This window comes from Streptomyces gardneri (assembly GCF_006539185.1).
Classification (GTDB): Bacteria; Actinomycetota; Actinomycetes; order Streptomycetales; family Streptomycetaceae; genus Streptomyces; species Streptomyces gardneri.
Genome location: NZ_BJMN01000021.1, coordinates 158,412 through 182,260, shown reverse-complemented (window position 1 = coordinate 182,260; position 23,849 = coordinate 158,412). Strand labels below are relative to the sequence as shown.

Here is a 23,849-nt window from a genome sequence, read left to right as displayed (position 1 = left end):
CCCCGCCGGTAACGATCCCGTTATCGGCGGGTTTTTCGCTTCCCGGACCCTTGACGCGCTGTTAACCCGGGGGCAAAACTTCCGTTCATCGGTCGGCAATGCCGAACACCTAACGGCAATAGGCGCTAGAGTGTGGCAGTGCCAAGGGCCGACAACGCCCTCACACGAGGGCGCGGACCACCGGTGGGACCCGGGGTTCGCCTTCCCCTGGACGAAGGACAAAGGAGTCGCGGGTGTCCAGCTCCGACATCTTCCTCGGCGAGACCATCGGTACCGCCGTACTCATCCTGCTCGGCGGCGGCGTCTGTGCCGCCGTCACGCTCAAGAGCTCCAAGGCCCGCAACGCGGGCTGGCTCGCGATCACCTTCGGGTGGGGCTTCGCCGTCATGACGGCCGTGTACATGACGGCTTCCCTCTCCGGCGCCCATCTGAACCCCGCCGTCACGGTCGGAATCGCGATCAAGGACGGCGACTGGGGCAACGTCCCGGTCTACGTCGCCGGCCAGATGCTCGGCGCGATGATCGGCGCCGCGCTGGTCTGGGTGACCTACTACGGACAGTTCCAGGCCCACCTCAGGGACCCGGAGACCGTCGGCGAGAAGCCGATCGAGGGCCCCGGCCCGGTGCTCGGCATCTTCTCCACCGGCCCCGAGATCCGGAACACCTGGCAGAACCTGGCCACCGAGATCATCGGCACCGTCGTGCTGGTCCTGGCCGTGCTCACCCAGGGCCTCAACGACAGCGGCAAGGGCCTCGGTGTCATAGGGGCGCTCATCACCGCGTTCGTCGTCGTCTCCATCGGCCTCTCGCTCGGCGGCCCGACCGGTTACGCCATCAACCCGGCCCGTGACCTCGGCCCGCGCATCGTGCACGCCCTGCTCCCGCTGCCGAACAAGGGCGGCTCCGACTGGAGCTACGCCTGGATCCCGGTCGCCGGTCCGCTGATCGGTGGCGCCATCGCCGCGGGTATCTACAACATCGCGTTCGCCTGAGCCGTCCTTCTCCCAGACTTCCTTGGAGCACACCGTGACCGACGCACACACGTCCGGCCCCTTCATCGCGGCCATCGACCAGGGCACCACCTCCTCGCGCTGCATCGTCTTCGACAAGGACGGCCGGATCGTCTCGGTCGACCAGAAGGAGCACGAGCAGATCTTCCCGAAGCCGGGTTGGGTCGAGCACGACGCCGCCGAGATCTGGACCAACGTCCAGGAGGTCGTCGCCGGCGCCCTCACGAAGGGCGGCATCGCCGCCTCCGACGTCAAGGCCGTCGGCATCACCAACCAGCGCGAGACCACGCTGCTGTGGGACAAGAACACCGGTGAGCCCGTCCACAACGCCCTCGTCTGGCAGGACACCCGCACCGACGCCCTCTGCAAGGAGCTCGGCCGCAACGTCGGCCAGGACCGTTTCCGCCGCGAGACCGGCCTGCCCCTGGCGAGCTACTTCGCCGGCCCGAAGATCCGCTGGATGCTCGACAACGTCGAGGGCCTGCGTGAGCGCGCCGAGGCCGGGGACATCCTCTTCGGCACCATGGACTCGTGGGTCATCTGGAACCTCACGGGCGGCGCCGACGGCGGCGTGCACGTCACCGACGTCACCAACGCCTCGCGCACCATGCTGATGAACCTGCACACGCTGGCCTGGGACGAGAAGATCGCGGAGTCGATGGGGGTCCCCCTCAACGTCCTCCCCGAGATCCGCTCCTCCGCCGAGGTGTACGGCACGGTCAAGGGCGGCGTCCTCGACGGCGTCCCGGTCGCCTCCGCGCTCGGTGACCAGCAGGCCGCCCTGTTCGGCCAGACCTGTTTCGCCGAGGGCGAGGCGAAGTCCACGTACGGCACCGGCACCTTCATGCTGATGAACACCGGTGACAAGATCATCAACTCCTACAGCGGCCTGCTGACCACGGTCGGCTACCAGATCGGCGACGCCAAGCCGGTCTACGCCCTGGAGGGCTCGATCGCCGTCACCGGTTCGCTGGTGCAGTGGATGCGCGACCAGATGGGCCTCATCAAGTCCGCCGCCGAGATCGAGACCCTCGCGTCCTCGGTCGAGGACAACGGCGGCGCCTACTTCGTGCCGGCCTTCTCGGGCCTCTTCGCCCCCTACTGGCGCTCCGACGCCCGCGGCGTGATCGCCGGCCTCACCCGGTACGTCACCAAGGCGCACATCGCCCGTGCCGTCCTGGAGGCCACCGCCTGGCAGACCCGCGAGATCACCGACGCCATGACGAAGGACTCCGGCGTCGAGCTGACCGCGCTCAAGGTCGACGGCGGCATGACCTCCAACAACCTGCTGATGCAGACGCTCTCGGACTTCCTGGACGCGCCGGTCGTGCGTCCGATGGTCGCCGAGACGACCTGCCTCGGTGCCGCCTACGCCGCCGGTCTGGCCGTCGGCTTCTGGCCGGACACCGACGCGCTGCGGGCCAACTGGCGCCGCGCCGCGGAATGGACCCCTCGCATGGACGCCGACAGGCGTGACAGCGAGTACAAGAGCTGGCTCAAGGCCGTCGAGCGGACCATGGGCTGGATCGAGGACGAGGAGTAAGACACATGACCACCCTGCAGAGCGTCCCTGCCCTTGGGACGCACCCGGCCTCCGGCTCCCTCCCGAGCCGGGCCGAGACCCGGGAACAGCTCTCCAAGGCGACGTACGACCTCCTGGTCATCGGCGGCGGCATCCTGGGCATCTCCACCGCCTGGCACGCCGCGCAGTCCGGTCTGCGGGTGGCCCTGGTGGACGCCGGCGACTTCGCCGGCGCCACCTCCTCCGCCTCCTCCAAGCTGCTCCACGGCGGTCTGCGCTACCTGCAGACCGGCGCGGTGAAGCTGGTCGCGGAGAACCACTTCGAGCGGCGTGCGGTCTCCCGTCAGGTGGCACCGCACCTCGCCAACCCCCTCACGTTCTACCTGCCCGTCTACAAGGGCGGTCCGCACGGCGCGGCCAAGCTCGGCGCCGGCGTCTTCGCCTACAGCGCCCTCTCGGCCTTCGGTGACGGCGTCGGACACCTGCTCTCCCCCGCCAAGGCCGCGCAGGACGTGCCGGAGCTGCGGACGGACAACCTGAAGGCCGTGGCCGTCTACGGCGACGACCAGATGAACGACGCCCGCATGGCGCTGATGACGGTCCGCGCGGCGGTCGACGCCGGGGCCACCGTCCTCAACCACGCCGAGGTCACCGGGCTGCGCTTCACCCGGGGCCGGGTCACCGGCGCGGAGCTCAAGGACCGCACCAGCGGCGACGAGTTCGGCGTCACCGCCCGCCTCGTGCTCAACGCGACCGGCCCGTGGGTCGACCACCTGCGCAAGATGGAGGACCCGAACGCGGCCCCCTCCATCCGCCTCTCCAAGGGCGCGCACCTGGTCCTCAAGCGGACCTCGCCGTGGAAGGCCGCGCTGGCGACCCCGATCGACAAGTACCGCATCACCTTCGCCCTCCCCTGGGAGGACATGCTGCTCCTCGGCACGACCGACGAGGAGTACGAGGGTGACCCCGGCCAGGTCGAGGTCACCGAGAAGGACACCGCCCAGATCCTGGACGAGGCCGCCTTCTCCATCCGCGACCAGCAGCTCTCCCGCGATCTGATCACCTACGCCTTCGCCGGTCTGCGGGTGCTCCCCGGCGGTCCCGGCGACACCTCGAAGGCCAAGCGCGAGACGGTCGTCACCGAGGGCCGCGGCGGCATGCTGTCGGTGGCCGGCGGCAAGTGGACGACCTTCCGCCACATCGGCCGCACGGTCATGAAGAAGCTGGAGCAGCTCCCCGGCCACCCGCTGGGCGAGGACTACGAGTCCGTCTCGACGCTGCCGAAGCGGCTTCCGCTGCCCGGCATCGCCAACCCGAACGCGGTCGCGCACCGGCTGCTCGTCGACGGTCCGGCGCCCGGCCCGCGGATGGCCGCCGACACGGCCAAGCACCTGGCCACGCACTACGGCTCGCTCTCCTTCGACATCGCCCGCATGGCGAACGAGAACCCGGAGCTCGCCGAGCGCATCCACCCGGACGCGCCCGAGATCTGGGCGCAGGTCGCCTACGCCCGTGACCACGAGTGGGCCGAGACCGCGGACGACGTGCTGCGCCGCCGTACGACGCTGACGATACGAGGCCTGGCGACGGACGAGGTCCGCGCCGGCGTCGAGTCGATGCTGCGGAAGTAACACCCGTACACCCAGGGGCGGTTCCTCTTCGAGGGGCCGCCCCTGCGGCGTGCCACGCGCCGTCCACACCGCCGCAACACTCCGCGCGCAGAGTGGACGCATGAAATTCCAGGTCCTCTCGATCGTCCCCCACTCCCCGCACCCGCTCACCGGCGAACTGCTCTCCGCCGCCGACCGGTTGGAGCAGGTCGTCACGCTCGGCGAGACCGCCGAGCGCCTCGGCTTCGACGCCTACGCGGTCGGCGAGCGGCACGCGGGCCCGTTCCTCTCCTCCGCCCCGACGGTGCTGCTCGCCGCGCTGGCGGCCCGTACCACCCGGATCCGGCTCCTCACCGGCGTCACCGTGGTCGCGGTCCTCGACCCCGTCCGGGTCGCCGAGGACTACGCCACGCTCGACCAGCTCTCCAGGGGCCGGCTCGAACTCGTCGTCGGCAAGGGCGCGGAGGCCGGTCACTTCGACCTCTTCGGCCTGGACGAGGAGCGGCAGTGGGACCTCCAGAAGGAGAAGTACGAGCTGCTCCGCCGCCTCTGGACGGAGGAGGGCGTCGACTGGGAGGGCGAGTTCCGGCCGCCGCTGAAGGACGTCACCACCGTGCCCCGCCCGTACGCCGGTCCGCCGCGGATCTGGCACGGCTCGGCGACCAGTCTCAACTCCCCCGAGCTCGCGGCGAAGCACGGCGACCCCCTCTTCACGGCCAACGCGATCCAGCCCAGGGAGGCGTACGCGCGGCTCATCGCCCACTACCGCGAGAAGTTCGAGGAGTACGGGCACGATCCGGCCCACGCGCGCGTGGCGGCCGGTTCGGGCGGGCTGCTCATCGCCGACACCGCCGAGCGGGCCGTCGCCCGCTACCGGGACCTGTACGAGGCGAAGGTGCGGCAGAGCTTCCGGCCGCACCTGGAGGGCAAGGCCGGTTACAACACCCCGTTCCGCACGATCGAGGACGCGATCGCGGGCGGGCCGCAGCTGATCGGTTCGCCGCAGCAGATCATCGACAAGATCCTCGGCTACCACGAGCACTACGGGCACGACCTGCAGTCCGTCACGGTCGACGCCTTCGGCCAGTCCACGGCCGAGCAGACCGAGACGCTCCAGCGCTTCGCCGAGGAGATCGCGCCGGTCGTGCGGAGGGAGGCGCCGAGCACGCTCTGGGAGGAGTGAGACCGCCGTGTGCGGAGGCGAGTTCCTGGGTAGTCGATCAAGGCCGCACGGGTTTTCGGGGCTGTCCGGGGGCTGCGGACGGACCGCCGGAAAGCCGTAAGGTTGGTCCGTACGACAGGAACTTCGAAAAGGAGGCGCTGGGTGATCGAGCTCGAGGGGGTACCCGAGCTGATCGACCCGGTCATGGTGGCCGCGTTCGAGGGCTGGAACGACGCCGGCGACGCCGCCTCCACCGCGGTCGCCCATCTGGACCGGGAATGGAAGGGCGAGGTGTTCGCGGCCCTCGACGCCGAGGACTACTACGACTTCCAGGTCAACCGTCCCACGGTCTTCCTGGACAACGGGGTCCGGAAGATCACCTGGCCGACGACCCGACTCTCCGTGGTCCGGATCGGCGGCGACAAGCCCCGTGACCTGGTGCTCGTGCGCGGGATCGAGCCCTCGATGCGCTGGCGCTCCTTCTGCAACGAGCTGCTCGCCTTCGCCCACGAACTGGGGGTGGAGATGGTCGTGATCCTGGGCGCGCTGCTCGGGGACACGCCGCACACCCGGCCCGTCCCCGCCAGCGGGGTGACGTCCGATCCGGATCTGGCGCGGACGATGGACCTGGAGGAGACCCGGTACGAGGGCCCGACGGGCATCGTCGGCATCCTCCAGGAGGCGTGCACGCACGCGGGCGTGCCCGCGGTGAGCCTCTGGGCGGCGGTGCCGCACTACGTGTCGCAGCCGCCGAACCCGAAGGCGACGCTCGCGCTCCTCAACCGCCTTGAGGACCTGATCGGTCTGCACATCCCGCTGGGCGAGCTGCCCGAGGACGCGCGGGCGTGGCAGCTGGGCGTGGACCAGCTGGCCGCCGAGGACAGCGAGGTCGCCGAGTACGTCCAGACGCTGGAGGAGGCGCGGGACACGGCGGAGCTGCCGGAGGCCTCGGGCGAGGCCATCGCGCGGGAGTTCGAGCGCTATCTGCGGCGGCGCGATCCGGGCACCGGGCCCGGGGGCGGCCCCGGGGTGGCGACGGAGGGCGGCGACTCGCCGTTCCTGCGGGACACCGGGAGCGGCCGGACGAGGCCGCCGAAGCCGGAACGGCCGACACCGGGATCGGAGTCGGTGCCGGGACCGGCGTCGGCGCCGGGGTCCGACGCGGCACCAGGACCGGAGTCGGTACCGGGATCCGATGCGGCACCGGGGCCGGGGCCGGAGTCGGCGCCGGGATCCGACGAGGGACCGGGGCAGGCCGGCGAAGGGCCGTCGGACGAGTCGCCCGGCGAGAGCACGGACGGCGACTCCAAGGAATAGCGGTCGGTACGGGAGGGGTGCCCGAGGGCGCCCCTCCCGTACGCGTATCAGCCGTCAGGCCGTCGGACCGTCAGGCCTCACGCGGTCACGCGCAGGTGAACCGGGCCGCCGCCCAGTCCCCGTGGTCGCCGCTCTTCGACCCGTTGGTGTCCGTGATCCGCAGCCGGACGTGCCGGGCCCCGGTCACGTCGACGTCCACCGGCAGGGTCGCGGAGGCGCCCGTCAGGCGGGGCGAGGTCCACAGGACCTTGCCGTCCGCCTCGACGGAGAAGGCCACGTCCCCATAGCCGTTGATCTCGTCGTCGATGCCGACGTCGGCGGTGAAGGCGGTGCAGCGCCCGCCGAGGTAGACCTCGATGTCGGAGTCGGCATGGGCGCCGATCCCCTTCTCGTAGGTCTTCCCGGCCAGGGTGAGCGGCCGGCCGTCGGTGGCGCCGGACTCGCCGTTGGAGCGGTCGCGTTCGGGCGGTCCCCAACCGTTCGTGGAGCGCAGCCAGACCAGGTCGCTCGCCCAGGCGTCGGCCGTCGGCGGCGGGGGCATCACCCCGACCGCGAACCGCTGCGTGGCGGTGCGGTCGGTGCCGGCGGCACGGTGGCGTGCGCTCGCGGTGAGCGTGGCCTCGCCGGGCTTCGCGTCCGCGGCGGGAGTGACGGTGACGTCGACGCGCCGGGTGGTACCGGCCGGGATGCGGCCGATCGGTGCGGCCGGGGTGACCTGCCAGCCGGCCGGTGCGGCGAGCGTGACGCGCACGTCGGTGGCGTCCCGGGTGCCCGCGGTGACATCGACCGCGACCGTGCCCGGGGTGCCCGCGCCGAGCTCCTGCCCGGTGGCGGCGGCAAGGGCGGCGGACGCGCCCGGTACGGCGCCGCCGACCGCGCTGGTGTCGGTCAGCCGCAGTTCGAAGGCACGGTCCGTGGACAGGGCGGTGGTCTTGATCCGGACCACTCCCCCGCGCTCGTCGCGGTCGTACCACCAGCCCTGGGCGGCCGCGTCGAAGGCGGCGCGGGACGTGAGGGCGGGCAGCTTGCTCCCGTCGAGCCGGACGGTGCCGGGGGCGTCGCCGGTGTGGACGGTGAAGGCGTAAGGCCGGGCGGTGGGCTTTCCGGTGTACGTGCCCTTGCTCGCGCCGATGCGGACGGAGACGTCGCCTGGGCCGCCGTTCGGGGCGCGGACCTCGGCGCGCTGGGTGGCGTACCGGCCGCCGCGGTGTTCGCGGGTGACGCCGTCGTCCTCGTACAGCTCGAAGGAGGAGCTGCCCTTCGGGTAGACGTCCCAGGCGATCGGGTCGCCGGGGGCGCGGTCGGTGTACGAGCGGATGGAGCCGGGCCACATGGGGACGGTGGCGCCGGCCCGGACGAAGAGGGGCAGGGTGTCGAGCGGGGCGCTGTAGTCGTCGACGGTGACGGGGCCCTCGTAGGCGCGCCCGCTCCAGTAGTCGATCCAGGTGCCCTTGGGGAGGTAGATGCCGTCGCGCTCGACGGCGTCCTGGTAGACGGGGGCGACGAGGAAGTCCTCACCGCTGAGGAACTCGTACTTCGCCGCGTCGCTCGCGGCCTTCGGGTCGTCCGGGTACTCCAGGGCGAGCGGCCGGGCGAGGCCGACGCCGGTCTTCGTGGCCTGGTGGGCGTGGCTGTAGATGTACGGGAGCAGGGCCTCGTGGAGCTTGAGGGAGGCGCGGTTGATCGAGGTGTACGGCTCGCCGTACCGGAAGGGCTGTTTGTCGTTGGCGGCCCAGCCGTCCATGGTCATCGTGACCGGCAGGAAGGTCTTCCACTGGAGGTCGCGGGTGTACGTCTTGGCGCTGCCGCCGAAGATGCCGTCGACGTCGCCGGTGGTGTAGGCGAGGCCGGACATGGAGGCGCCGGCGTAGGTGGGGATCTGCCAGCGGATGTACTCCCAGGTGCCCGACTGGTCGCCGGACCACTGGACGCCGCAGCGCTGGGCGCCGGACCAGCTCTCGGGGGCCCAGGTGAAGCCGCGGGCGTCGCTGTTCGCCTCGATGCCGGCGTGGGCGTCCTTGCAGCCGTCGAGGGCGAACTTGTAGCCCGCGCCGACCCAGGCGACGTCGAGCTTGGCGACCCGCTGGCCGGCCTTGACCTGGTCGGCGAGCTTGTCGAGGCCGTCCTCGGTCCACAGGCCGAGCTTCATGCCCCGCTCGCCCAGTCCGGCGGAGGCCTCGGCGAGGTTCTCGTAGCCGCAGCCGTAGCCGTCGTTGACGAGCATCCAGCCGTTGGGCATGTCGTTCTCGACGTAGCCGTCGGCGACCTTCAGGGCGTCGAGGGTGCGGCGTTCGCCGCGGTTGGCGTTGTGGAGGTAGCAGTCGGCGTCGCCGATCTCCAGGCCGTAGACGGGCGGCAGGAAGGGCTTGCCGGTGAGGCGGGTGTACTGGCCGATGACGTCCTTGAGCGCGTCCTGCCCGGTGCCGGCGAAGTAGTAGGCGTCGAAGCGGCGTTCCTTCGCGGTGGTGGTGACGGGCTCGGTGAAGGCGTAGGTGTTGGGCGCGTAGGTGTTGCGGTAGACGCCGTAGCCGGCCGAGGAGAGGTAGAACGGGACGGAGTTGGGGTGGCCGCCGTCGTTCCAGTTGTAGTCGACGCCGACCTCGACCGTCTTGTCGCGGTGGGTGGTGTTGCCGCGGCCGTTCTGCATGCCGGCGCCGTAGAACTGCTCGTCGGCGCCCCGGGCGAGGGTCTGGGTGGTGCGGTCCTGGTTCCAGGTGAGGCCCTGGGACTCGGACCAGAGCGGGGTGCCGTCGGCGCGTACGGCCGAGAAGCGCAGCGGCGACTTGGTGACGCGCAGGGTGACCGCGGAGGTGCCGAGTTCGTACCGGTCGCCGAGGTCGCGCCAGCGGGTGGCCGGGGGCGGGCCCTGGGGCAGGACGATGTCGGTGCCGGTGGGGTCGGTGAACCTGCCGTCGGGGGCGAGTTCGATGCGGAAGGTGTCGGCGGTGACGAAGGAGACGCGGGCCTCCGCCTGGCCCGCGGTCAGCCGGTAGGCGGCTCCGTCGGCGGCGAATCCTGTGACGTCGCCGACGGTCGTGTCGGACGGGTCGGCCGAGGCGCTGCCACCGGGTCCCGCGAAGGCGGTGAGCAACCCGAGCAGTGCACCGGCGACTGCAGCTCTCATGCGCATTGATGATTGCATGAGGCCTATTTAGCGCAGATTCGAGCACGGCGACAGGACAAAAGGGAACCGCCCTCGGACTTCCTCAGGAAGTCCAAGGGCGGTTGCACAGAAGGCGGTTGCTCCGAAGCGCTCCTTACAGGGCGACACCCAGGAGCGCGTCGACGGTGCGGGAGACGAGACCGGGGGCGGACTCGTCCGTGCCGCCCTCGGCGGTCTGGAGCTCGGCCCAGCGGTCGACCGCGGCCAGGGCGGCCGGGGCGTCGAGGTCGTCGGAGAGGGCCTCGCGGACCTCCTCGACGAGCGCGTCGGCGGACGGGCCGTCGGGGCGGGAGACCGCGGCGCGCCAGCGGTCGAGCCGCTCCACTGCGTCCTGCAGGACCTGGTCGGTCCACTCCCAGTCGGCGCGGTAGTGGTGGGAGAGGAGCGCGAGCCGGATGGCGGCCGGGTCGACGCCGTCGCGGCGCAGCCGCGAGACGAAGACGAGGTTGCCCCGGGACTTGGACATCTTCTCGCCGTCCAGGCCCACCATGCCGGCGTGGACGTACGCCTTGGCCATCGGGAACTCGCCGGTGAGGGACTGGGCGTGCGAGGCGCCCATCTCGTGGTGCGGGAAGATCAGGTCGGAGCCGCCGCCCTGCACGTCGAAGCCCATGCCCAGGTGGTCCAGGGCGATGGCGACGCACTCGATGTGCCAGCCGGGGCGCCCGGCGCCGAGGCTGCCGCCGTCCCAGCTCGGCTCGCCCTCGCGGGCGGCCATCCACAGCATCGGGTCGAGCGGGTTCTTCTTGCCGGGGCGCTCGGGGTCGCCGCCGCGCTCGGCGGAGAGGTGGCGCATCAGCTCGCCGGAGTAGTTCGAGACCTGGCCGAAGTGCGGGTCGGCGTCGACGGAGAAGTAGATGTCGCCGTCGAGCTCGTACGCGGCCCCGGAGTCCCTGAGCTGCTCGACGAGCGGGACGATGCCCGGTATGGCCTCGACGGCGCCGATGTAGTGCTGCGGGGGCAGCATCCGCAGGGCGGTCATGTCCTCGCGGAAGAGGGCGGTCTCCCGCTCGGCGAGGCCGACCCAGTCGATGCCGTCACGGATGGCGCGCTCCAGCAGCGGGTCGTCCACGTCCGTCACGTTCTGGACGTACAGCACCTGCCGCTTGGTGTCGAGCCACACGCGCTGAACGAGGTCGAACGCGTTGTAGGTCGCCGCGTGACCCATGTGGGTCGCGTCGTACGGCGTGATGCCGCAGACGTAGATACGGGCGACGGGGCCGGGGGCGAGGGTGACTCGTCCGCCGGTCGCGGTGTCGTGGATCCGGAGGTCGCGGCCCTTGCCGGGAAGGGCGGGGACCTCAGAAGCGGGCCAGGCATGCATGACCCGAGCGTAACCGGACAGGTGTTCCGGATACGAACCGGATCCGGGATCTTGACCGATTAGGCGCTCTTGCGGGTCGGAGGCTTGCGTGCATACCCCCCAGGGGTGCAGACCCTCCGAGGGGTGGTGGCCGGATCTTTTCGGTCCGGCCTCAGACCGGTGGCCAGGGGATCGGCGGCCACAGCCCCGAGGGCTCCGGGTGCCGCCCGCTCGCCCTCAGCGCGGCCACGCGCGCCCGTACGGCCGCCACCTCGGCGCCGGTCAGCAGTTCCGCCAGACGGGTCGCGAGGGGCGCTCCGGGCGCCAGGGACCGGTCGAGGCCTTCGAGGACCGCGACCGACTCGGCGGGCAGCTCCTCGCCCGCCCAGCCCCACAGGAGGGTGCGCAGCTTGTCCTCGACGTGGAAGGTGACCCCGTGGTCGATTCCGTACAGGCGCCCGTCGGGGGCCGGCAGCAGGTGTCCGCCCTTGCGGTCGCCGTTGTTGATGACGGCGTCAAGGACGGCGAGCCGCCGCAGCTCCGGGGTGTCGGCGTGGACGAGCAGCGCGGTGCGGTCCTCGGCGATCTGGGCGGGCCCGACGGCCTTCCACCCCTCCCCGGCCTCCTCGTCCTCGGTGAGGGCGAGGAGTCGAGCCTCCGGGTCGGCCTCGATCCACAGCTGGACCATGCCCTCGCCGTACGGACCCTCGCGGAGCACCGTCGGCGGGATCAGGCCCCAGCCGGTGGCCTCGGAGATCTCGTACGCGGCGACCTCGCGCTGCGCGAGGGTGCCGTCCGGGAAGTCCCACAAGGGTTGCTCCCCCGCGACCGGCTTGTACACGCAGGCCGTCTCGCGGCCCTCGTACGCGACGGAGCAGTACAGCACTGCGTTGGACGCCTCGCCGACCCGGCCGCGCACGGTGAGCTCACCGTGGGCGAGCAGCTCGGCGGCCGACAGGGTCTCGGGGCTGCTGCTCATGCTCCGCGGCGGTATCCGTTCTGGCGCGGGCAGACGTGCCCCTCGGGGTCGAGCGGCAGGCTGCACAGCGGGCACGGCGGCCGGCCGGCGTTGACGACGTCCAGGGCCCGCTTGGCGAAGGACCGGGCCTGGGAGCCGGTGAGCCGGACGCGGAGCATCGGCGGGCCGTTCTCCTCGTCCTGGAGCATCCGCTCCTCGGCCTCGGCGAGGTCCTCCTCGGACTCCACGTCGAGCTCGACGAGCGCCTGCGCCTCGACGATCAGGCGCTGCTCCTCGCCGTCCCAGGCGAGCGCCATGGTGCCGACCCGGAACTCCTCCTCGACGGGCGCGTCGAGCGGGGCCGTGTCCGCTGTGTCGGCGGGGGCGATCGAGGGGACGGGGGCATTGCCGCCGGTGCGGCGCACGACCTCGTCCAGAAGCTCGTCGATGCGCTCGGCGAGCGCGGCGACCTGCGCCTTCTCCAGCGCGACACTCGTGACCCGGCCGCTCGCGGACGCCTGGAGGAAGAACGTTCGGCGGCCAGGCAGTCCGACCGTGCCGGCCACGAAACGCTCCGGTGGGTCGTAGAGGAACACCTGACGGGACACGTTCCCGGCTCCCTAAAGTCTCGACAGTCGTACTACAGCGGCGCGTCCACCCTACTGCGCGAAGGGATCACGGTGCGCCCGCACCACCCCCGACCTCCGCCGCACCGCTGCTGTCGGGGGCCTCCCGGGGCACGAGTCCCGCGAAGTCGCCGGTGTCGCCGAGGCGGAGGAGGAAGGGGCGCAGCCGCGTGTAGCGGATGACGGTGACCGAGCAGGGGTCGACGTGGATCCGCTGGAAGAGGTCGAGGTGGAGGCCGAGGGCGTCCGCAACGATCGACTTGACGATGTCCCCGTGGGAGCACATGACGTAGGTGGCGTCCTCGCCGTGCTCGGCCTCGATCCGGGCGTTCCAGTCCCGTACGGCCTCGACGGCGCGGTTCTGCATGGCGCGCATGGACTCGCCGCCGGGGAACGCGGCCGCGGAGGCGTGGGCCTGGACGACCTCCATGAGCGGGTCGTCGCTCAGCTCGGCCAGCTTGCGGCCGGACCAGTCGCCGTAGTCGCACTCGCTGATCCGCTCCTCGACGTGCAGCGGGAGGTCCGGGCGGGCGTCGAGCAGCGGCCGCAGGGTCTCCTGGCAGCGCTGGAGCGGGCTGGAGACGGCGGCGGCGAGGGGAACGCCCGCGAGCCGCCCGGGAAGCGCCGCGGCCTGCGCCGCACCGCGCTCGTCGAGCGCGACCCCGGGCATGCGCCCGGCGAGGACTCCGGAGGTGTTGGCGGTGGAGCGTCCGTGCCGGACGAGGATCAACGTGGCCATGCGGGCCAGCCTAGGTGCACGCGCGCGTGTGTGTGCGTGGCGGATGTGAAGTGCGGAGATCGAGGCCGCGCGCGTGCGTGGCGGAGGGCGGCGGGGGAGAATACGGCGCGTGATCGTGGACTCAGCCATCTACCGGGACGGGCGCCGGACTCAGGGGCCCGCCGACCTGTCCGACGCGCTGGACGAGGCGCGGGTGACGGGGGACGCCTTTCTCTGGGTGGGTCTGCACGAGCCGTCGGAGGCGGAGTTCGCCCATGTCGCCTCGGAGTTCGCGCTGCACCCGCTGGCCGTCGAGGACGCCTTGAAGGCCCATCAGCGGCCCAAGCTGGAGGTCTACGACGACTCGCTGTTCGTGGTGCTCAAGCCGGTCGTCTACGAGCCGGAGAGCGACCGGGTCTCCTCGGGCGAGCTGATGGTGTTCATCGGTGACTGTTTCGTCGTGACCGTGCGGCACGGCGAGGGTGCCGCGCTGGCGGCGGTGCGCAAGCGTCTGGAGGCGGAGCCGGCGGTGCTGCGGCACGGGCCGACGGCGGTGCTGTACGCGGTGAGCGACGCCGTCGTGGACCACTACCTGGAGGTGGCGGGCGAGCTCCAGGTCGACCTGGAGGAGCTGGAGGCGGACGTGTTCGCGCCGACCGGCGGCAATCCGTCGAACACCGCGGAGCGGATCTACACGGCGAAGAGGCAGGTCCTGGAGTTCCGGCGGGCGAGCGGCCCCCTCGCCGGGCCGCTCGCCCGGCTGACGACCGGCTCGGTCCCCTTCGTGAACGAGCACGCCCAGCCCTTCTTCCGTGACGTCAACGACCATCTGCTGCGCTCGAACGAGCAGGTGGAGGGGCTCGACCGGCTGCTGTCCGACGTCCTCTCGGCCCATCTCGCGCAGATGGGCGTGCGGCAGAACGACGACATGCGGAAGATCTCGGCCTGGGCGGCCATGGCCGCGGTCCCCACGATGATCGCGGGGATCTACGGCATGAACTTCGATCACATGCCCGAGCTGGGCTGGACCTGGTCCTACCCGGCGCTGATCGTCCTGATGGCGGGGATCGTCACCGGTCTCTACCGGCTGTTCAAGCGGCGCGGCTGGCTGTGAGGCCGCGCCCTCAGAAGGCGGGGGCGGGGGTCGCCGGTCCTCCGAGGGCGTCGCGCCGCTCGGGCATCCTCAGGTCGACCATCTTGTGCCAGCCGGCGACGCGCTCGTAGGCGTACATGCCGCGAATCCCGGCGGCGAGGGCGGCGGCCTTGGGCCTGGGCCAGCGCAGGATGCGGCCCATGTGGCCCATGACGGCGAGGCTGACGTCGCGGTAGACCTGGATCTCGACGAGCGCGGACTCGCGCAGGGTGCGCTGGATGAGGCGCCCGTGGCCTTGGCGGGCCAGCCGGAGCAGCTCCTCGTGGCAGTAGGCGAGGTGGTTCGCCTCGTCGTTGTCGATCATGTGGATGGCCCGGCCCAGTTCGGGGTGGTCCCCGAAGTACGTGACGAGCATGTCCATCTGGTCGGCGGCCCGCTGCTCGGTGACCCGGCTGTGGGCGAGGTAGACGACGATGTCCGCCTCGGTGAGCGGTTCCTCGCGGCGCAGCTTGTCGTGGGCGAGGCCGATCCCGCGCTGTTCGAGCAGCATCGTGTAGTCGGTCTCGGGCGGTACGGGGACGGGATCGAGGCCGCGCTTCTTCAGCAGGGCGTTGAAGATCCGGCCGTGCTTGTCCTCGTCGGCGCCGTGCCGGGTGATCTTGGGCGCGAGTTCGCGCATGCCCGGGGCGACGAGTGCCGCGATCCGCGCGTTCTCCCAGCCTCCCTGGGACTCGCCGCTCGCGGCTATGGAGCAGAAGAGCCGGAAGGACTCGTCGTCGTCGATGATTTCCTGGAACAGGCTCTTGGCCGTGAGCATCGCCGCCACCTCCGTGCGCGTGTCCGCACTTCGTACGCCCCCGGAACAACGAGTCAAATGCGGTCCGGTGCGGGCGGCAACAGGAGGGCCGGAAGGCTCGGCCGAAAGAGTGAGACCCGGAGGCGTAACCAGGGGCCCCGCGGAGCCGTTGTGCTGGGTGACGGCCGTGGCGGGGAAGACCCCCGAGCCCCCACCACGGCCGCAGGCTCGGCCCGCGGGATCACCCCCGCGGGCCTTCTTTCCTCTACGGCGTCGGGGCCGCCCGAAGACAGGCCCTAGGCGAGGCCCGCGTGCTCCATCGCCTCGACACCCGCCCGCAGGGCCGCCAGCCGCTCGTCGAGCGTGAAGCCGGCCGGGGCGAGGGTCAGGGTGGTGACCCCGGCCTCCGCGTAGGCGGTCATCCGCTCGGCGATCCGCTCGACGGAGCCGAGCAGGGTCGTCTGGTCGATCAGGCTGTGGGGCACGGCGGCCGCGGCGCCCGCCTTGTCGCCGGCCAGGTACTTGTCCTGGACCTCGGCGGCCTCCTTCTCGTAGCCCATGCGCTGCGCGAGCTGGTTGTAGAAGTTCTGCTTGCGGCTGCCCATGCCGCCGACGTAGAGCGCGGTGTACGGCCGGAAGACGTCGGCGAGGGCGTTCACGTCCTCGCCGAGGGCGAGCGGCAGCGTCGGACAGACGTCGAAGCCGTCCATGGTCAGCCCGGCCTTCTCGCGACCCGCGCGCAGGTGGCGGAGGGCGGTCTCCTCCAGGTGCTCGGCGGAGGGGAAGATCAGCAGGGCGCCGTCGGCGATCTCGCCCGTCTGCTCCAGGTTCTTGGGGCCGATGGCGGCGATGTACAGCGGGATGTGCTCGCGCTGCGGGTGGACGGTGAGCTTGAGGGGCTTGCCGGGGCCGTCGGGCAGCGGCAGGGTCCAGTGCTCGCCCTCGTAGCTGAGGCGCTCGCGGGACATCGCCCGGCGGACGATCTCGACGTACTCGCGGGTCCTGGCGAGCGGCTTGTCGAACTTCACGCCGTACCAGCCCTCGGAGACCTGGGGGCCGGAGACGCCGAGGCCGAGGCGGAACCGGCCGCCGGTGAGCGAGTCGAGCGTGGCGGCGGTCATCGCCGTCATCGCGGGCTGTCGCGCCGGGATCTGCATGATCGCGGAGCCGACGTCGATCCGCTCCGTCTTCGCCGCGACCCAGGCGAGGACCGTGGGGGCGTCGGAGCCGTAGGCCTCGGCGGCCCAGCACACGTCGTAGCCGAGGCGGTCCGCCTCCTGGGCGACGGCGAGGTTGTCGCCGTCCATGCCGGCGCCCCAGTAGCCGAGGTTGATGCCGAGCCGCATTCCACACACCCCTTACCCATCGGTAACGTCCTTGTGCGCCGGACTCTAGCGCGCGGCTCCGCCATCCGTCAGGGGCCGGTTGTCCACAGGCTCTCTCCGCGTGGTGCCCTGGCCAGTAATCTCGCGCCCATGGAGCAGAGGCATCTCGGACGTACCGGCCTGCGCGTGTCGCGCATCGGACTCGGCACGCTCACCTGGGGGCGGGACACCGACGAGCACGACGCCGCCGAACAGCTGAAGGCGTTCTGGGACGCGGGCGGCACGCTCGTGGACACCGCCGACGTGTACGGCGGGGGCGAGGCCGAGTATCTGCTCGGGAGGCTGATGGAGCGGCTCGTGCCCCGGCAGGACCTCGTCCTGTCGACCAAGGCGGGCAGCGTCCCGGACCCCGACCGGCGCACCGACGGCTCGCGCGGGCACCTGCTCGCCGCGCTCGACGCCTCCCTCGCCCGGCTCGGCACGGACCACGTCGACCTGTGGCAGCTGCACGCCTTCGACCCGTACACGCCCCTCGAGGAGTCCCTCCAGGCCCTCGACATCGCCGTGCGGAGCGGGCGGGCGCGGTACGCGGGCGTGTCGAACTTCTGCGGCTGGCAGCTGGCCAAGGCGGGCACCTGGCAGCTGGGCGGGGACCGGACCCGGCTCGCGGGCGCGCAGCTGGAGTACTCGCTGCTCCAGCGGGGCGTGGAGCGCGAGGTGCTGCCGGCCGCCCTGGACCTCGGGATAGGCCTGCTGCCCTCCTCGCCCCTCGGTCGCGGGGTCCTGACGGGCAAGTACCGCAGCGGGACCCCGACGGACTCGCGGGGCGCGTCGGAGACCATGGCGCCGTTCGTGGAGCCTTACCTGGACGAGGCGGCGAGCCGGATCGTGGAGGCGGTCGCGACCGCCGCCGACGGGCTCGCCACGACCCCGCTCGAGGTGGCGCTCGCCTGGGTCCGCGACCGGCCGGGAGTGACCGCGCCGATCGTCGGCGCGCGCACGGCGCGGCAGCTCACGGCCGCGTTGTCGGTGGAGAGCCTTAGTCTTCCTGACGAGATCTGCCGGGCGCTGGACGATGTGTCGGCGCCCGTGCACCGCTATCCGGATCACGACTGGAGCACCCTGTGACCGAGCCTGCCGGGGAGACCGCGCCCGAGGCACCCGAGGCCGTGGCCCCCATCGACGAGCCTGTCGCGGAGCCCGCCGAGGACGTACGAGAGGGAGCCGAGGCCACCGGACCCGCAGAGTCCGGTGAGCCCGCCGAGACGGCAGAGGCCGCCGAGACCGGTGAGGCCGCCGAGGCCGAGTCGGAGACTCCCGACACCGAGGCCGGGACGGCCGCCGCCGAGGCCTCCGAGGCTTCCGACACGCCCGAGCTGAGCGACGCGCAGGCCGAGCTCGCCGCGCAGCGTGAGCTGCGGGCCCGGATCGAGGCGCGGAAGGCCGAGAAGGAGGGCCCTGTCGCGAGCGGCGCCAAGCTGAGCGGCACGGCGGCCGACCTCCTCGCCGCGGTCCGGGCCGTCGAGGGCGGCGCGGCCACGGGCAGCGCGTTCTACGAGGCTCCGGAGCCCGCGCCCCGGCGTCCCGCCCCCGAGGCCGCCCCGGCCATGACCGTGCGGCCCCCCGTACGGAACACGGCGCCGACGCCGGCGCCGGGCACCACAGCGGCCGTGCGGGAGGTCCTGGCCCGGGGCGGCGCGCCCGAGGCGCTCGCCGGACAGGTCGCCGCCGTGCTCGGCGAGGCCGCCGCCGCGGCGCTGTCCGAGGACCCCTGGCAGCTCCTCGCCGTGCCCGGCGTACGACCGGAGCAGGCCGACGGTTTCGCACGGGCGCTGCTCGGCTCCGCGTGCGGGCCCGACGATCCCCGCCGGACCGTCGCCCTGACCGTCTGGCTCCTTGAGCAGGCCGCGCTCCAGGGGCACACCGCCCTGGAGCTCCAGGCCCTGCGCGCCGGGCTCGCCCGGCTCACGGTGCCCGATCCGGACAAGGCCGTCGAGGTGGCCGTCTCCGAGGGCGCCGTACTCGTCTTCCAGGAGGAGCAGGAGGAGCGGGAGGAGCCTGCGGAGGACACCGACACGGACGAGGAGGAGCCCGCCGAGGCGGCCGAGGAGCCGGCCGCGCCCGTCCTGCTCGGGCTCGACCGGTACGCGCTCGCGGAGGAGAGCCTCGCGGACGGTCTCGCCCGGCTCGTCAGGACCGCCACCGCCGACGCCTGGGAGGGTGCCGAGCTCGACCGCGCCGCCGGTGAGCACGGACTCGTCCTGCACACGGGCGGCGAGGCCGCCCGCGCCGAGCCGGTCGCGCTCGTCGCGGCGGCCCGCGAGCGGGGTCTGCGCGCCCTGGTCGCGGTCCACTCGGAGGACGGGCGGCGGGCGCTCGGCGCCGCCGGGGCGGACGCGGTGACGGTGGCCGCGCTGCTCTCCGGTGCCACCGGTCCCGGTCGCGACGAGGAGGGCGCCTTCGCCCTGGACGTGCTTGCCGTCCTCGACGCGCCGCAGCTCGACGTGGAGACGGCCGCGATGCTCGTGGAGTCCCTGCCGGACGGCTGCCGGCTGGTGCTGAGCGGCGACCCCGAGGTCCTGGGGGCGCCGGGTGCGGGCCGGGTCTTCACCGACGCGCTCGCCGCCCGGGTGTGCCCGCGGATCGCCTCGCGCGTGCCCGATCCGGGGCCGCTCGGCGAGCTCGTGTCGGGCATCGGCGTCGGCGAGCTGAACCAGGTCGAGGCCCCCGGCAAGGAGGTCGTGATCGTCCCCGTGCGGGACGCCGGCGAGGCCGTGCACCGCACCGTCCAGCTGGTGGCGGACTCGGTGCCGCGGGCGATCGGCGTGCCGTCCGAGCAGACCCAGGTGGTCACGGTCGGCCACGGCGGCTCGGCGGGCACCCGCGCGCTGAACGCGGCCCTCAAGCAGCGGCTCAACCCCGGTCCCGGCCGCTTCGGCGGCTACGACCCCGGGGACCGGGTGGCGTACGCGCCGGTGCCGGGCCGGACGGTGACGGGGACGGTCGTGTCGGCCGACGCCGAGGGCCTGCGGTTGCGGTGCGGGGACGAGGACGTCCTCGTACCGAAGGACCGGGTGGAGTCGGCGCTGCGGCACGGCTGGGCGCTCACCGCGCACCAGGCCGCGGGGACGCGCTGGCCCGCGGTGGTCGCGGTGCTGCCCGGGGACGCGGCGGCGGGCCTGAGCCGCGCGTGGGTGTACACGGCCTTCGGCAGGGCGGAGCGCCATCTGTCGGTCGTGCACGGCGTGGACCAGGCACTGGCCCGCGCGGTGGCCGAGGGGGTCGCCCCGGAGCGCACGACGCGGCTGCGCCCGCTCCTGGAGGGGCTCCTCGCCACACCCGAGGAGTAGAGACACAGGATCCGGAAGGTCCTGAAGCGGCGGAGGGCCGGAGCACCGCATGCGGTGTCCCGGCCCTCCGCCGTCTCCTCAGGAGCCGTCGACCGCCGCCGTGGGCGCGGCCACCCCGTAGGTCCCGTCGTCGTGTTCGTCCTCGTGATCGTCCTCTTGCTCGTCGAAGACGGAGCTGACGTCGAAGCGGCAGACGATCCGCTCCGGATCGGCGTGCTCGAAGGGGGCGTTGAGCCACTCCCCCGGCTCCGGGAGCTCCTCGGCCGCTGTGACCCAGAGCGTGGAGTCGCCCTCCTCCAGGCCGAACTCCTTGTGCCGGGAGGCGATCTCGTCGGGTTCGTACTCCCCGAAGAGGACCCCGAGCGCGGCGAGGGGGGAGACGTCGGCCCTGGCCGCCGTCCCGGTCGGGTCGGCCTCGCCGTCGAGCTCGGCGACGCGCCGCGCCTGGGCGAACAGACGCTGCGGTTCCGCCACGGCGTAGTCGCGGCGGATCAGGAGGCTGAGGGCGTGAGGTTCGTCAGGTCCGGCATAGGGCGGCAGGGCGCCGTCCGCTCCGGGGATCTCGAAGGGGGTGACCTCGTCGTAGCGGTCGTAGAGCAGTTCGTCGTACTCCTCGGCCGCCGCCGCGAGGGCGTTGAAGGCCTCGTAGACGGCCTTGTCGTCGTCCCCCGTGCGGCGTTCGACCGCCGCGAGGTGACGGTCCAGTGCGGCTTTGACCGCCTCGGCGGCGGCACGTACCTCGGCAGCGGTGGGCTGCGCAGCATCAGACATGGAACGCACGCTATCCGTAGCGGGCCCGTGCCCGCACAATAGATGCGATGCCGGAATACGAATTTGTCGACGTGTACGTGCCGCGCGGTGTCTCCCGCAAGGAGGCGACGCGGCTGCTGACCGACCATGCCGAGTACGGACACTGGGAGTTGGACCGTCTGAGCCTGCACCGGGACGGGAGCCGCAGAGTGCGGTTGAAGCGGCGGATCATCCGCCAGATCCGGGCGACCTGGTAGGTAACGAGAAGGGGCCCCGCCGTGTGCGGGGCCCCCGTGCGTGGTGCGGTCCGATCAGGCCGCGCTGCGGGCGCGGCGGTAGATCAGCGCACCGGCGAGCAGCAGACCCGCGCCGGCGGGGATGATCGCCCCGAGCGGGCTGGACCCGGTCTCGGCGAGCTCCTCCACGGCACTCGGCTGCGTGAGGCCGTGCGTGTCGGGGGTGTTCGCGCCGGGAGTGTGCCAGCCGTCGTCGGTTCCCGGAGTACCGGGGTTTCCGGGGGTGCCCGGGGTACCGGGGTTACCCGGGGTGCCAGGGTTGCCCGGAGTACCGGGGTTGCCGGGGTTACCGGGGTTGCCCGGATTCCCAGGGTTACCGGGGTTACCCGGGTTACCGGGATTCCCAGGGTTACCAGGGTTGCCCGGATTCCCAGGGTTACCGGGGTTACCCGGATTCCCAGGGTTCCCCGGGTTACCAGGGTTACCCGGGTGCGTCGGCTCGATGCCGTTGCCGCAGCCGTTGCCCGCGGCGGCGTTGCCCAGGCCGATGCCCGTGACGCTGTTGCCGCACACGTTCACCGGGACGTCGACCGGCACCTGCACCGTGTTGCCCGAGCCCACGCCGGGAGAGTTGCTCGTGTGCCCGCCGGCGGAGGAGCCGCCGCCCGGCTTGCCGGGCTTGGAGGTGTTGGCACACTTGTTGCCCATCGCCGGATTCAGCAGTCCGACGACGTTGACGGTGTTGCCGCAGGCGTTCACCGGTACGTGTACCGGAACCTGGACGGAGTTTCCGGACGCGACGCCCGGGGAATTCGATGCAGTACCGCTCGCACCGGAATCCGCGTGCGCGTAACCGCCGCCGACGGCGGCGAATACGCCGCCCGCGGCCGCTACGGTGATGAGTCCTTTGCGCGTGACCTGTCGCATAGCTTGTTCCCTGCCTTTTCGGCTCTCGCCTTCTCGGCTTCGAAAGAGCGCCACCGGGTGGAGATCCCGGGGCGGAAATGGCCACCGGCCCCGGAGTGCATGGCACGCACTCCGGGGCCGGACCGGCTCACACCCTCACGGGGCGAGGCACAACGTCAGGCGTTGACGCAGGTGTTGCCGAAGGCGGGGTTCAGCAGGCCGATCACGGAGACCGTGTTGCCGCACACGTTCACCGGGACGTGAACGGGAACCTGGACGACGTTGCCCGAGAGCACGCCGGGGGAACCGATGGCGGCACCCTGAGCGCCCGCGTCGGCAACGGCCATGCCCGCACCCGCGAGAACGAGACCGCCAGTGGCAGCCGCAGCAGCGACGACCTTCTTGATCATTATTCCTCCTAGTTGCCAATGCGATCCCAGCCGCGGACCGCACCACCTGTAACGAGGGGGAATGGAGGGGGCTACGAGCCCCCGAGTTCATTCACTCTTTCCGGTCACGTACGAAAGGGTGGACGAATTCAGCAGGCGTCGAGGAAACGGTCCAGGACGCGGACGCCGAACTTCAGGCCGTCGACCGGCACGCGCTCGTCGACGCCGTGGAACATGCCGGCGAAGTCGAGCTCCGGCGGCAGCTGGAGCGGCGCGAAGCCGAAGCAGCGGATGCCGAGGTCGTCGAAGGACTTGGCGTCGGTGCCGCCGGACAGCATGTACGGCACGGCGCGGGCGATCGGGTCCTCGGCGCGCAGGGCCAGCTGCATGGCGTCGACCAGGGCGCCGTCGAAGCTCGTCTCCAGTGCCTTGTCGCCGTGCACGTCCTCGCGCTTCACCCGGGGGCCGAGGATCCGGTCGAGGTCGGCCAGGAACTCCTGCTCGTACCCGGGCAGGAAGCGGCCGTCGACGTGCGCCGTGGCCTGGCCGGGGATCACGTTCACCTTGTAGCCGGCGCCGAGCATGGTCGGGGCGGCCGAGTTGCGGAGGGTGGCGCCGACCATCTTGGCGATGCCGCCGAGCTTGGCGAGGGTGCCGTCCATGTCCTCGGGGTCGAGCGGGGTGCCCAGCGCGTCCGAGAGCTCGTCGAGGAAGGAGCGCACGGTCTTGGTCACCCTGACCGGCCACTGGTGGCGGCCGAGGCGGCCCACGGCCTCGCAGAGCTCCGTGATCGCGTTGTCGTCGTTGGTCATCGAGCCGTGGCCGGCCGTGCCCTCGACGGTCAGCCGCATCCAGTGCATGCCCTTCTGGGCCGTCTCGACGAGGTAGAGCCGCAGGTTCTCGTTGACCGTGAAGGAGAAGCCGCCGACCTCGCCGATCGCCTCCGTGACCCCGTCGAAGAGGTCCCGGTGCTTGTCGACGAGATGCCGGGCGCCGTACGTGCCGCCGGCCTCCTCGTCGGCGAGGAACGCGAGGACGATGTCGCGCGGGGGCTTGCGGCCGCTGCGCATCCGGTCGCGGACGACCGCGAGGGTCATCGCGTCCATGTCCTTCATGTCGACGGCGCCGCGGCCCCAGACACAGCCGTCGGCGATCTCGCCCGAGAAGGGGTGGTGGGTCCAGTCCTCGGCGTTGGCCGGAACGACGTCGGTGTGGCCGTGGATGAGCAGGGCCGGGCGGGACGGGTCCTCGCCCTCGATCCGGGCGACGGTCGAGGCCCGCCCCTTGTGCGACTCGATGATCTTCGGCTCGAGTCCGACCTCCGCGAGCTTCTCGGCGACGTACTCGGCCGCCGCCCGCTCGCCCGGGCCGGAGTGGTCGCCGTAGTTGCTGGTGTCGATGCGGATGAGGTCACGACAGAGATCGACGACCTCATTCTCGCCGGTGATGCCCCGCGCCGTGTTCGACTCGCTCACTCTGCTTCCTCCCACTACGTGCCCCACGTGGTTGCTGGTGGTCGCCCCCATCCTCCCGCGTGGCCCCCTCGCCGCCCAAGGGCGCCCGTCGGCCGACACGCGCCCGTCACATGACGGGGGCCCGGGAAAGGTGGTGATCG

The 23,849-nt window shown here is 72.1% G+C and carries 20 protein-coding genes; 9 read left to right on the top strand and 11 right to left on the bottom strand.

Annotated features, from left to right (window positions below; all coding sequences use genetic code 11):
• Positions 1-233: 233 nt before the first annotated feature.
• From SGA01_RS17450 to SGA01_RS17430, 5 genes are all read left to right on the top strand, one after another.
• Positions 234-992, top strand: coding sequence for an MIP/aquaporin family protein (locus SGA01_RS17450; RefSeq protein ID WP_141297402.1), 759 nt, complete (start codon positions 234-236; stop codon positions 990-992).
• A gap of 34 nt (positions 993-1,026) precedes the next feature.
• On the top strand, positions 1,027-2,553 hold the full coding sequence (glpK, locus tag SGA01_RS17445) for a glycerol kinase GlpK (protein ID WP_141297401.1): 1,527 nt from the start codon (positions 1,027-1,029) through the stop codon (positions 2,551-2,553).
• Between the two features lie 5 nt (positions 2,554-2,558).
• Positions 2,559-4,163, top strand: coding sequence for a glycerol-3-phosphate dehydrogenase/oxidase (locus tag SGA01_RS17440; protein WP_055644436.1), 1,605 nt, complete (start codon positions 2,559-2,561; stop codon positions 4,161-4,163).
• A gap of 100 nt (positions 4,164-4,263) precedes the next feature.
• Positions 4,264-5,325: an LLM class flavin-dependent oxidoreductase gene (locus SGA01_RS17435; RefSeq protein WP_055644435.1), complete on the top strand. Its 1,062-nt coding sequence runs from the start codon at positions 4,264-4,266 to the stop codon at positions 5,323-5,325.
• Positions 5,326-5,466: 141 nt separating this feature from the next.
• Complete coding sequence (locus SGA01_RS17430) at positions 5,467-6,621, top strand: PAC2 family protein (RefSeq protein ID WP_141297400.1); 1,155 nt, start codon at positions 5,467-5,469, stop codon at positions 6,619-6,621.
• Between the two features lie 85 nt (positions 6,622-6,706).
• On the opposite strand, the gene SGA01_RS17425 is transcribed toward SGA01_RS17430, so the two are convergent.
• The 5 genes from SGA01_RS17425 to SGA01_RS17405 all read right to left on the bottom strand — a co-directional run bounded on the left by SGA01_RS17425 (position 6,707) and on the right by SGA01_RS17405 (position 13,410).
• Entirely contained in the window at positions 6,707-9,763 is a 3,057-nt protein-coding gene (locus SGA01_RS17425; RefSeq protein WP_141297399.1) for an NPCBM/NEW2 domain-containing protein, read from the bottom strand.
• A gap of 115 nt (positions 9,764-9,878) precedes the next feature.
• Positions 9,879-11,108, bottom strand: coding sequence for a cysteine--1-D-myo-inosityl 2-amino-2-deoxy-alpha-D-glucopyranoside ligase (gene mshC, locus SGA01_RS17420; RefSeq protein WP_141297398.1), 1,230 nt, complete (start codon positions 11,106-11,108; stop codon positions 9,879-9,881).
• A gap of 151 nt (positions 11,109-11,259) precedes the next feature.
• Complete coding sequence (locus SGA01_RS17415; RefSeq protein WP_141297397.1) at positions 11,260-12,066, bottom strand: SCO1664 family protein; 807 nt, start codon at positions 12,064-12,066, stop codon at positions 11,260-11,262.
• Complete coding sequence (locus tag SGA01_RS17410; RefSeq protein ID WP_141297396.1) at positions 12,063-12,653, bottom strand: DUF3090 domain-containing protein; 591 nt, start codon at positions 12,651-12,653, stop codon at positions 12,063-12,065. Before SGA01_RS17410 ends, SGA01_RS17415 begins: the two co-directional genes overlap by 4 nt.
• A gap of 67 nt (positions 12,654-12,720) precedes the next feature.
• On the bottom strand, positions 12,721-13,410 hold the full coding sequence (locus tag SGA01_RS17405) for a histidine phosphatase family protein (RefSeq protein WP_141297395.1): 690 nt from the start codon (positions 13,408-13,410) through the stop codon (positions 12,721-12,723).
• Between the two features lie 100 nt (positions 13,411-13,510).
• On the opposite strand from SGA01_RS17405, the gene corA reads away from it, so the two are divergent.
• Positions 13,511-14,503: a magnesium/cobalt transporter CorA gene (gene corA, locus SGA01_RS17400; protein ID WP_141297416.1), complete on the top strand. Its 993-nt coding sequence runs from the start codon at positions 13,511-13,513 to the stop codon at positions 14,501-14,503.
• A 10-nt stretch (positions 14,504-14,513) separates the two neighbouring features.
• Here the strand turns inward: corA and SGA01_RS17395 are convergent, their stop codons facing one another.
• Both SGA01_RS17395 and SGA01_RS17390 read right to left on the bottom strand, forming a co-directional pair.
• On the bottom strand, positions 14,514-15,299 hold the full coding sequence (locus SGA01_RS17395) for a ferritin-like domain-containing protein (RefSeq protein ID WP_141297394.1): 786 nt from the start codon (positions 15,297-15,299) through the stop codon (positions 14,514-14,516).
• A 275-nt stretch (positions 15,300-15,574) separates the two neighbouring features.
• Positions 15,575-16,624: an LLM class F420-dependent oxidoreductase gene (locus SGA01_RS17390; protein WP_141297393.1), complete on the bottom strand. Its 1,050-nt coding sequence runs from the start codon at positions 16,622-16,624 to the stop codon at positions 15,575-15,577.
• A 129-nt stretch (positions 16,625-16,753) separates the two neighbouring features.
• On the opposite strand from SGA01_RS17390, the gene SGA01_RS17385 reads away from it, so the two are divergent.
• Both SGA01_RS17385 and SGA01_RS17380 read left to right on the top strand, forming a co-directional pair.
• Entirely contained in the window at positions 16,754-17,731 is a 978-nt protein-coding gene (locus SGA01_RS17385) for an aldo/keto reductase (protein ID WP_055644427.1), read from the top strand.
• Positions 17,728-19,953 (top strand): helix-hairpin-helix domain-containing protein, encoded by a 2,226-nt coding sequence (locus SGA01_RS17380; RefSeq protein WP_141297392.1) that lies wholly within the window; start codon positions 17,728-17,730, stop codon positions 19,951-19,953. Before SGA01_RS17385 ends, SGA01_RS17380 begins: the two co-directional genes overlap by 4 nt.
• A 78-nt stretch (positions 19,954-20,031) precedes the next feature.
• On the opposite strand, the gene SGA01_RS17375 is transcribed toward SGA01_RS17380, so the two are convergent.
• Positions 20,032-20,724, bottom strand: coding sequence for a hypothetical protein (locus SGA01_RS17375; protein ID WP_055644425.1), 693 nt, complete (start codon positions 20,722-20,724; stop codon positions 20,032-20,034).
• 47 nt (positions 20,725-20,771) lie between these two features.
• Here SGA01_RS17375 and SGA01_RS17370 point away from each other — a divergent pair, with 47 nt between their 5' ends.
• Complete coding sequence (locus SGA01_RS17370; RefSeq protein ID WP_017241661.1) at positions 20,772-20,960, top strand: DUF5703 family protein; 189 nt, start codon at positions 20,772-20,774, stop codon at positions 20,958-20,960.
• A 54-nt stretch (positions 20,961-21,014) separates the two neighbouring features.
• Here SGA01_RS17370 and SGA01_RS42600 read toward each other — a convergent pair whose 3' ends face one another.
• The 3 genes from SGA01_RS42600 to SGA01_RS17355 form a co-directional block, all read right to left on the bottom strand.
• The gene (locus tag SGA01_RS42600) at positions 21,015-21,866 is read right to left on the bottom strand and encodes a chaplin (protein ID WP_141297391.1); all 852 of its coding nucleotides are present in this window, start codon (positions 21,864-21,866) and stop codon (positions 21,015-21,017) included.
• 155 nt (positions 21,867-22,021) lie between these two features.
• A complete protein-coding gene (gene chpH, locus SGA01_RS17360) occupies positions 22,022-22,255 on the bottom strand; it encodes a chaplin ChpH (RefSeq protein WP_015032475.1) in 234 nt (77 codons plus the stop codon).
• A gap of 128 nt (positions 22,256-22,383) precedes the next feature.
• Positions 22,384-23,709 (bottom strand): M20/M25/M40 family metallo-hydrolase, encoded by a 1,326-nt coding sequence (locus tag SGA01_RS17355; protein WP_055644423.1) that lies wholly within the window; start codon positions 23,707-23,709, stop codon positions 22,384-22,386.
• Positions 23,710-23,849: the final 140 nt, after the last annotated feature.

What these genes read in the sequence shown, in the direction of transcription:
- SGA01_RS17440 (WP_055644436.1), top strand. Translation starts at nt 2,559, where the DNA reads ATGACCACCCTGCAGAGCGTCCCTGCCCTTGGGACGCACCCGGCCTCC.
- SGA01_RS17435 (WP_055644435.1), top strand. Translation starts at nt 4,264, where the DNA reads ATGAAATTCCAGGTCCTCTCGATCGTCCCCCACTCCCCGCACCCGCTC.
- SGA01_RS17425 (WP_141297399.1), bottom strand. Translation starts at nt 9,763, where the DNA reads ATGCAATCATCAATGCGCATGAGAGCTGCAGTCGCCGGTGCACTGCTC.
- mshC (WP_141297398.1), bottom strand. Translation starts at nt 11,108, where the DNA reads ATGCATGCCTGGCCCGCTTCTGAGGTCCCCGCCCTTCCCGGCAAGGGC.
- SGA01_RS17415 (WP_141297397.1), bottom strand. Translation starts at nt 12,066, where the DNA reads ATGAGCAGCAGCCCCGAGACCCTGTCGGCCGCCGAGCTGCTCGCCCAC.
- SGA01_RS17405 (WP_141297395.1), bottom strand. Translation starts at nt 13,410, where the DNA reads ATGGCCACGTTGATCCTCGTCCGGCACGGACGCTCCACCGCCAACACC.
- SGA01_RS17395 (WP_141297394.1), bottom strand. Translation starts at nt 15,299, where the DNA reads ATGCTCACGGCCAAGAGCCTGTTCCAGGAAATCATCGACGACGACGAG.
- SGA01_RS17390 (WP_141297393.1), bottom strand. Translation starts at nt 16,624, where the DNA reads ATGCGGCTCGGCATCAACCTCGGCTACTGGGGCGCCGGCATGGACGGC.
- SGA01_RS17385 (WP_055644427.1), top strand. Translation starts at nt 16,754, where the DNA reads ATGGAGCAGAGGCATCTCGGACGTACCGGCCTGCGCGTGTCGCGCATC.
- SGA01_RS17375 (WP_055644425.1), bottom strand. Translation starts at nt 20,724, where the DNA reads ATGTCTGATGCTGCGCAGCCCACCGCTGCCGAGGTACGTGCCGCCGCC.
- SGA01_RS17370 (WP_017241661.1), top strand. Translation starts at nt 20,772, where the DNA reads ATGCCGGAATACGAATTTGTCGACGTGTACGTGCCGCGCGGTGTCTCC.
- SGA01_RS42600 (WP_141297391.1), bottom strand. Translation starts at nt 21,866, where the DNA reads ATGCGACAGGTCACGCGCAAAGGACTCATCACCGTAGCGGCCGCGGGC.
- chpH (WP_015032475.1), bottom strand. Translation starts at nt 22,255, where the DNA reads ATGATCAAGAAGGTCGTCGCTGCTGCGGCTGCCACTGGCGGTCTCGTT.